The organism is Pseudomonas sp. NPDC087614, from assembly GCF_044743485.1.
In the GTDB taxonomy this organism is placed as follows: Bacteria; Pseudomonadota; Gammaproteobacteria; order Pseudomonadales; family Pseudomonadaceae; genus Aquipseudomonas; species Aquipseudomonas baetica_A.
On sequence record NZ_JBIUWN010000104.1, the window covers coordinates 1 to 8,416 of the forward strand.

General features: G+C 59.7%; 3 protein-coding genes and 1 pseudogene. 3 read left to right on the forward strand and 1 reads right to left on the reverse strand.

What is annotated here, in order from left to right:
- The first annotated feature begins 307 nt into the window (after window positions 1–307).
- The 3 genes and pseudogenes from ACIOWA_RS25420 (at window position 308) to ACIOWA_RS25430 (ending at window position 2,462) form a co-directional block, all read left to right on the forward strand.
- Window positions 308–1,105, forward strand: coding sequence for an AAA family ATPase (locus tag ACIOWA_RS25420; protein ID WP_401162533.1), 798 nt, complete (start codon window positions 308–310; stop codon window positions 1,103–1,105).
- Window positions 1,106–1,118: 13 nt separating this feature from the next.
- A complete protein-coding gene (gene ptuB / locus ACIOWA_RS25425; protein ID WP_401162526.1) occupies window positions 1,119–1,766 on the forward strand; it encodes a retron Ec78 anti-phage system effector HNH endonuclease PtuB in 648 nt (215 codons plus the stop codon).
- Window positions 1,767–2,103: 337 nt separating this feature from the next.
- A pseudogene (locus ACIOWA_RS25430) lies at window positions 2,104–2,462 on the forward strand (DUF6124 family protein).
- Window positions 2,463–2,702: 240 nt separating this feature from the next.
- Here ACIOWA_RS25430 and ACIOWA_RS25435 read toward each other — a convergent pair.
- On the reverse strand, window positions 2,703–8,416 hold a 5,714-nt coding region (locus ACIOWA_RS25435; protein WP_401162528.1), incomplete at its 5' end, for an Ig-like domain-containing protein.

Sequence of the window (8,416 nt, forward strand, 5' to 3'; positions counted from 1 at the left end):
GGGCAATCTGATCGTTTTTGATCGGTCTACCGCTTTCAAAATTGGATGAGGTTGAAGTTGGCCGGAAATACAGGGCTACTTCAGACCATCCCTAGAGGTACAGATTTTCAACCGCGCAGTTTCGGACCAGCCTCCATTCGATTTACCCGTTCTGGCCTACTACGGCACCGGTCGGCTCTGGAGTCAGAAAAAGCTGACCGCTGCATTCGAGAAGGCGGAAAACGCCGAATTTTCCAGGACGTACGCCTACCGCGATTGTCTGGATCCGGCATCCAGTTATAAGCACTTCGCTAAGTGGTACACGCGAATTTTCCGCAGTTACCGCGATGAGCAAATTCGCAACATTGAACGCGGACATCTGAGTATTGATGTCAAGGATGAGTTCGCGCATCCGATACTGGCTGTCCAGAATGCAGTAAATGCTGTCCTCGCGACTCAAACTGGCTGGAGAAATCTGGCTTACAGTAGTGAGTTTTCCGATCTCGTACTTGAACATCCAATTCATGGGACGCTGAAAGTCAGCCAACTCAGCGATGGTATCCGCAACATCGTTGCCTTGGCGGCAGATATCGCCTATCGCTGTATAAAGCTAAATCCTCACTTGGGTATTACCGCGCCTCGCCAATGCACGGGTGTGATATTGATCGATGAGGTCGACATGCACCTTCATCCTGCGTGGCAACAAACGGTCATACCTGATCTGCTCGGTGCCTTTCCAAATATTCAGTTCATCGTCACGACACATAGCCCGCAAGTAATCACCTCGGTGAGGGCAAAGTGTATCCGTGTCCTGCACACCGTAACTGAAGACAAATTGCTGCAAGTAAAAATCAGCAATGTCGATCAACAGACTCAAGGGGTCGCCAGTTCACAAGTCTTGGCATACGTGATGGGCATTGACCCCACACCTGACAATGAGCCTTCTCGCAAATTAAGCGAGTACATGGCGCTGATTCAGCAAGATCTGCATAAATCACAACAAGGTTTGGTGCTACGCGAATACCTGAACTTGCATTTTGGTACCCAGCATCCGGACATGCTTGATTGTGATCGGTTGATTCGCCTCGAAACATTCAAACGCAAACAACTGACACAAAAAAAATAAGGAAGTCGGGCGGATGCGAAAACTGATTCGAGGTACGGTTCCAAACTGTCTTGCTCGTTATAGGCATGGAATAAATAAATGGGCTGATGTGACACATGCAGACAAAGAGCAGATCCGCCAGTGTCTTCAAGCTATGCAAGATACTCGTTGCGCCTACTGTGAAGCGGATATCAGCACGATAGGACATTCGCATATCGAGCACTTTCGACAAAGGCACGGATATGCCCAAGGTGCATTCGAATGGACCAATCTCTTCAATTCATGTTGTCGGGAAGAGGCCTGCGGAAAATTCAAAGACAATTGCCCACCCTACGATCACAAAAACTTGCTTAAACCTGACGAGGATGATCCGGACGGTTTTTTGCTTTTTATCAGTGACGGCACAATCAGCCCACTCGTTAATCTGGATGACCGGGCACTGACGCGCGCCGTCGAGACGCTGCGCATATTCAATCTGGACGCGCAAAACGGGGCCTTGCGCGCCATGAGACGAGAGGCAATTCGCCCTCACCAGAAAACGGTTGAGGATCTGATGGCGATAGCCGAAGAACTGTCGCCAAACGATCTTCAGGAGTTTCTGCAAGACGAGATTCAGAGCATCGCCCATTTGCCATTCTCTACAGCCATACGACACACCCTGTCGAAATCTCGGACTGTTTGAGAGACACCTCCAGACACGCCTTCCAGGCTACGAATCCTTGCGCCTTTGCCTACAGCTACGCCAGAATCCGCCGGCTTGTGCGCCTTGGGGGCGGGTTCTATTGTGGCGCGGTCGCTGACGAATCGGTGATCGGATTTGACCGTCCGCCCAACATCAAGGCGCAGCAGCGTCCTGCACGTGTTCAGGCATTGCCTGAAATCATGTCGCGGTGGCTGTGCGTGGGACACCTTCGGGTGTGCCGGAATCCTTGATGTCCGGTCGGTCAACCCGCGTACAGCTGCCACCCTGTTTGTTTGACCGCGAACGTTGGCAGCTCCATTCATCAAGGAGCTTGACCATGATCAAACCCACACCCAACCCACCCGAAACCGACCCCACCTCCCCCTACGAATCCCTCGACTCGAAAAAGCTCAACGAAGCCGCCGAACGCGCCCTCGATCATTACCTCTGCCCGCCTGGATCCACGCCGCCGCCCCGCAAAACCCGCGGGATGTATGCCGCGACTGCCGACACCAAAAACGAGGAATTGCTGCTCGGTGCCTGCGAAACACTCGCTTCGGCCAAGACCATCGCCCATGACTTCGCCCGCCTGTTGCCCGCGCCGCAACGCAGAACGGTGCTGGGCATTGCGCAATTGATCATGCTCGGGGACTGGCGGTGAATCGGGTGCTGAATAATCTGGCGTTGCCGCAGTAGCAGGCCTCAGTGACAAGCCTTTATTGATGTGTTGTGGTGGCTGACGCCTTCGGGAGCAAGCCCCCTCCCACAGGGATCCGGGTCGATCACAAATCTTTGCCCCACCGCCAAACCTGTGGGAGCGGGCTTGCCTGCGAAGACTGACTCACAGGCAACACATGTCTCCAGGCAGAAAAAACCCACCGCCCCGTTCAACCGGGACGGCGGGTTTTGTCGTTTCAGGCCCGAATCAAATGCCGATCACACCGTATCCACCTTCAACGAATGATCATTCAGCATCCCGCTGATGATCGTCGCCGTGTCATGCCCACCGGCAACCACGCCGCCCGCCCCTGGCGTCACGCCGTAGTGGCTGGCGAGGTTGACGCCGGCCAGATCAATCGTCTGGTTCGGCGTGGCGCCGGCCAGGGCGCTGACGTCGATGGTTGTGAGTACCGAGGCGCCGCTGCCGGTGACGGTGAAGTGCAGGTAATCGTCCAGCGACGCGGTGGTGCCATTTTCGCCTTGCAGCAGTTGCGACAGGTCGAGCTTGTCGGTGCCGGGGGTGAAGTCGGTGATCAGGTCGTGGCCGCTGTTGCCCTTGAGCCACTGGAAGGTGTCGGCCCCTGCGCCACCGGTCATGGTGTTGTTGCCCATGCCGCCGATCAGCAGGTCATCGCCGCCGCCACCGTTGAGGATGTCGTTACCCAGGCCGCCGTTGATCACGTTGTTATTGTTGTCGCCGGTCAGGGTGTCGTTGAAGTTCGAACCGACGAGGTTTTCGATGCCGGTCAGGGTGTCCGTGCCGGCACCGAGGGTGTTTTGCGCACCGAGCAGGCCGAGGTTGACCGTGACCCCGGCGGTGGCATGGGCGTAGCTGGCGGTGTCGATGCCAGTACCGCCGTCGAGCAGGTCGTTGCCCGGGCCGCTGTAGAGCAAGTCATTGCCCGCGCCGCCATGCAGTTCGTTGTTGCCGGAACCGGCGGTGAGCACGTCGTTGCCGTCGCCCGCGTTGAGGATGTTGTTGCCGGTGCCGGCCACCAGAATGTCATCGCCCGATGTACCGGTGAGGGTGTGGCCATCCTGATAGCTGATGGTCACGGCGGCGGTGTCGCTGCCGCCGTGGTTGTCGTTGGCGGTGTAGGTGCCGTGGTAGTCCGGGGTGAGGTCGTGGGCCCCGGCGTAGTTGACCGTCATGGTCAGTTGGTAGTTTTCCGCGGCGTTGGTGTTGCCACCGCTGGTGTTGGTGATGTTGGTGATGTGGATCTGGTAGGTGCCATCGGCGCTGGCGGTGATGGTGCCGCCGTCAGCGATGGTCACGAACGCGCCGCCATTGAGCGAGTACTCCATGGTGATGTGCCCGGCCGCCAGGTTGTGATCCAGATTAAGGGTCTCGCCCTGTTTCAGTTTGACGGTGATCAGGTCTTCATCGTTGGCATTGGCGTTGGTCACCGCGCCGAGGTAGCCGCTGACCACCAGTACAGCGGTCATCGCGGCGGTGTTGGCCGCGAACGAGTTGCGCACGTCGGCCAGGTTCTGGTTGGCGGCGGTGTTGCTGGTGCCATTGAAGGTGATCGCCCCCGTGCCGGTGAAGTCCGCGCCCTTGGCGACCCAACCGGTGTTGAAGGTGGTCGGTGTGGCATTGAGGGTGTCGCCGTTCGGATCGGTGTCGTTGGCCAGTAGCAGTTCGCCCGGCACCACGATGTTGCTCGACAGCACGTTGGTGATGAAGTGATCGTCCGCCGCCACCGGAGGCGCGTTAGGGATCACTTTCACGGTCAACGTTGAGCTGGCGAGGTCGCCGTCGTTATCGCTGAGGGTGAAGCCGATGTTCTCGGTGATCACAGTGGTGGTGGTTTTCTGCGAGGTGTAGGTGTAGTCGCCGGTGTCGAGGTTGATCACCAGCGTGCCGCTGTTGTTGGTGGCGATGCTCAGCGTGTTGTTCACGGTGTTGAAGGTGCCGTGGTTGACGCCACCGGTGGCAGTCAGTGACCCCTGGCCGCTGAGGGCTTTGGGGTCGTAGGTGTACGTGGTGCCGTCGACCACGATGGATTTGATGAAACCGCCATCGGCGCCGAAGCTGCCGCCCTCACCCAGTAACGAACCGGTAACCGGCGCGCCTTCGACGGTGCCGGACAGCACCGAGTTGAGTTGATTGAGATCAGTGACCACTACCGCATTGGTGTTGGTGTGGCTGATGCCGTCATAGGCCAGCGGATCGAGGTTGGCGTTGCTCACGCCACTGCCCAGGCCGATCGCGTAGTTCTTGATGTTGTTGGCATCAAGGAAAGCCTTGAGTGCGGTCTCGTCAGCCGTGCCGATGTCCTGACCGTTGGTGGGTTTGCCGTCGGAGAAGAAGTAGCCGACGTTCTGCGCCCCGGTGAGTTTGCCTGCGGTGTTGAACGCCGTTTGCATGGTCGCCACGGCGGCGTCGTAGTTGGTGCCGCCACCGGCGCTGAGGCCCGCCAGGAGCGTCTTGGCCGTCGCTACATCAACCCACACCGTGGTGCGGTCAGTGGCGCTGCTGCTGAAGGTCACGAGTTGGACTTTCACATCACCGAGGTCATCGTATTTGTCGAGCAAGGCGCTGATCGCTTGCTTGGCCAGGTCCAGCCGCGACAGGCCCGGCACACCGGAGGCGTCGGCCATGCTGCCGGAGATGTCGAGCACGATGAGGATGTTGGAATCGATCTCCACCGCCGCCACCGAGCGATCCGACGCCACGGCTTTGGGCACGTCATCGACGATGTTGACCACGATGGTGCTGGTGGTGCTGTTGCCCAGCGCGTCAGTGGCTTTGTAGGTGAAACTTTCGCTCAGGGTGTTGGCCCCGTCGTTGGCGTTCGGCGAGGTTTTCGGTGCCGACGTCAGCGTGTAGGTGTAGGTGCCGTTGGCATTGAGCTGGATCTGCCCGTAGGTGCCGGTGGCGCTGCCAACCAAGGTGTAAGTGAGCGCGCCGCTGCCGCCAGTCACCGCGCCGACCAGCGTGCCGGTTGCGGTTTCGCCGGTGTTGGTCGGATCGCTGCCGGTGACCGTACCCGGGGCCAGGTCTTGGCCGTCCTGGGTCAGGTCGAGGGCTTTCTCAAAGACCGTCACGTCCTGATCGACCGAGGCCACGAGTTTGCTGTCGGCAACGTTGATGGTGAGGGTTGTGGTGCTTTCGTCGCCGTCGGTGTCGCGGATGGTGTAGGTAAAGGTGTCGGTGGCGCCGGGTGGGCTGACCGAGTTCGGATTGCTGTGGTAAATGGCGTTGCCCGCCGCATCCAGGGTCAGGTAACCGTAGGCGCCGTTGATGTTGCTGTTGAGCCCGCCAACGGCCGAAGTGCCGGTGTTGCTGCCGGCGCGCACGCCAACCACGGTGGCCGCACCATCGGCCCCGCTGATGTCATTGCCCAGCACGCTGACGTTGACCGTGCCGCCCTCCGCCACCGAGCCCGTGTCGGGTGTGGCAGTCGGCAGGTCATCGATGATGTTGACGTTGATCTGGCCGGTGGCGGTGCTGCCATCGGTGTCGGTCGCCACCACGTTGAAGTTTTCGGTGAGGCTGTTGGCACCGTTGCCGCTCGGATGGGTTTCGTTATCCACCAAGGTGTAGCTGTAGCTGACCACACCGGTCGCCGGGTTGTAACCGGTGATGGTGAACGTGCTGCCCAAGGGCGAGACGGCCGATTGCGGGAAGCCTGCAGCCACACCGTTGGTGACCACGGCGATGCCGCCGACCGTGAGGGTTTGCAGACCATCAAGCGCAGTTACGGTGAAGGTGCCGCTTTGGGTCAGCGCCGCAGTGTTGGGGTTGGTGCCGTCGCTGAGGTTTTTCTCGTAGACGGTGAGTTCGCCGCCATAGACATCGAGCCCGTTGAGCACCACCGGATCATCATTGTTGTGGATGTTCAGCATCAGGTTGGCGGTGCTGGTGTCACCGTCTGCATCGGTCAGCGTGTAGGTGAACGTTTCGGTGCCGTTGCCGCCGCCGTGCAGGTTTTTGAAATCGGTATCATTGGTGTCCAGGGTGTAGGTGTAAGTGCCGTTGGCGTTGAGCACCAAGGTGCCGTAAGTGCCGACGATGGTGGCGGGCGTGATCGGCCCGGCATTCGGCCCGGTCGCCACCACGTCCGCCCCTTGCACATCGTTGGTCAATACGTTGCCGGTCAGCGTCAATTGGGTTTCCGATGCGGTGTTCGCGTTGCTGTCGTTCATCGCTTTGGGCACGTCATCGACGATGCTGACGACGATGGTGCTGGTGACGATGTTGCCCAGCGAATCGGTGGCCTGATAGGTAAAGCTTTCGGTCAGGGTGTTGGCACCGTCGTCGGCATGCGGCGTGGTGGTTGCCGGCGATGTCAGGGTGTAGGTGTAGGTGCCGTTGGGGTTGAGCACGATCTGTCCGTAGCTGCCGATGGCGCTGCCGACCAGCGCATAGCTGATCGCACCGACGGCGCCCGTGACCGAGCCGACCAACGTGCCAGACGCGGTTTCACCGGTGCTGGTCGGATCGCTGCCAGTCACCGTACCGGCGGCCAGGTCGGCGCCATCCTTGGTCAGGTCCAGGGCTTTCTCGTACACGGTGACGTCGGTATCGCTGACCGCACACAGTTTGCTGTTGGAGACATCGATGGTGATGGTCGTGGTGCTTTCATCACCGTCGGAATCACGCACGGTGTAGGTGAACACATCGAACGCGCCAGGCCCATTCACGGCATTGGGCGCGCTGTGGTAAACCGCGTTGCCGTTGGCATCCAGCGTCAGGTAACCGTAAGTGCCGTTGATCTGGGTGTTCAAACCACCGAGGGCCGAGGTAGAGGTATCTGAACCGGCGCGCACGCCAACCACGGCGCCCGTAACGGCCGGGCCATCGGCGCCACCAATGTCGTTGTCCAGCACATTGCCGCTGACGGTGCCGCCCTCTGCCACCGACGCCGAATCGGGGTGAGCGCTGGGCAAGTCATCGATGATGTTGACGTTGATCTGGCCGCTGGCAGTGCTGCCGTCGGTGTCGGTCGCCACCACATTGAAGTTCTCGGTGATGCTGTTGGCGCCGTTGCCATTGGAATGGGTTTCGTTATCCACCAAGGTGTAGCTGTAGCTGACCACGCCGGTCGTCGCGTTGTAGCCGGTGATGGTCAGCGTGCTGCCGAGCGGCGTGACCACCGATTGCGGGAAACCTGCGGCGACGCCACCAGTCACCACGGCGATGCCACCGACGGTGAGGGTTTGCAAACCGTCGAGTGCGGTGACGGTGAAGGTGCCGCTCTGGGTCAGCGCTGGCGCGTCAGGGCTGGTGCCGTCGCTGAGGTTTTTCTCGTAAACGGTGAGTTCACCGCCATAGACGTCGAGGCCGTTGAGAATCACCGGGTCGTCGTTGTTGTGGATCTGCAAAACCAGATTCGCGGTGCTGGTGTCACCGTCCGAATCGGTGATGGTGTAGGCGAAGGTTTCGGTGCCGTTGCCGCCGCCGTGCAGCGCTTTGAAATCCGCATCACTGGTGTTCAGCGTGTAGGTGTAAGTGCCGTTGGCGTTCAATACCAACGTGCCGTAGGTGCCGGTGAATGTACCGGCCGTCACCGGCCCGGTGGGTACACGGTCGGCGCCTTGCACGTCGTTGGTCAGGACGTTGCCGGTCAGGGTCAGTTGGGTTTCCGAAGCCGTGGTTGCGTTGCTGTCATCCACCGCTTTTGGCAGGTCGTCGATGATGTTGATGTCGAGGGTCGCGTTGGCGGTGGTGCCGTTGTCATCGACCACGGTCACGGCGAACTGCTCAGGCAGGTTGTTCGCGCCATTGGCGGTGGGATGTGCTTCGTTGTCGACCAGGGTGTAGCTGTAGCTGACCACGCCGGTTGTCGCGTTGAAACCGGTAATCGTCAGCGTGCTGCCCAAAGGCGTAGTGACCGATTGCGGGAAACCGGCGGCCACGCCATTGGTGACCACGGCGATGCCGCCGACGGTCAGCGTGGTGACGCCGTCCAAAGCCGTGATGC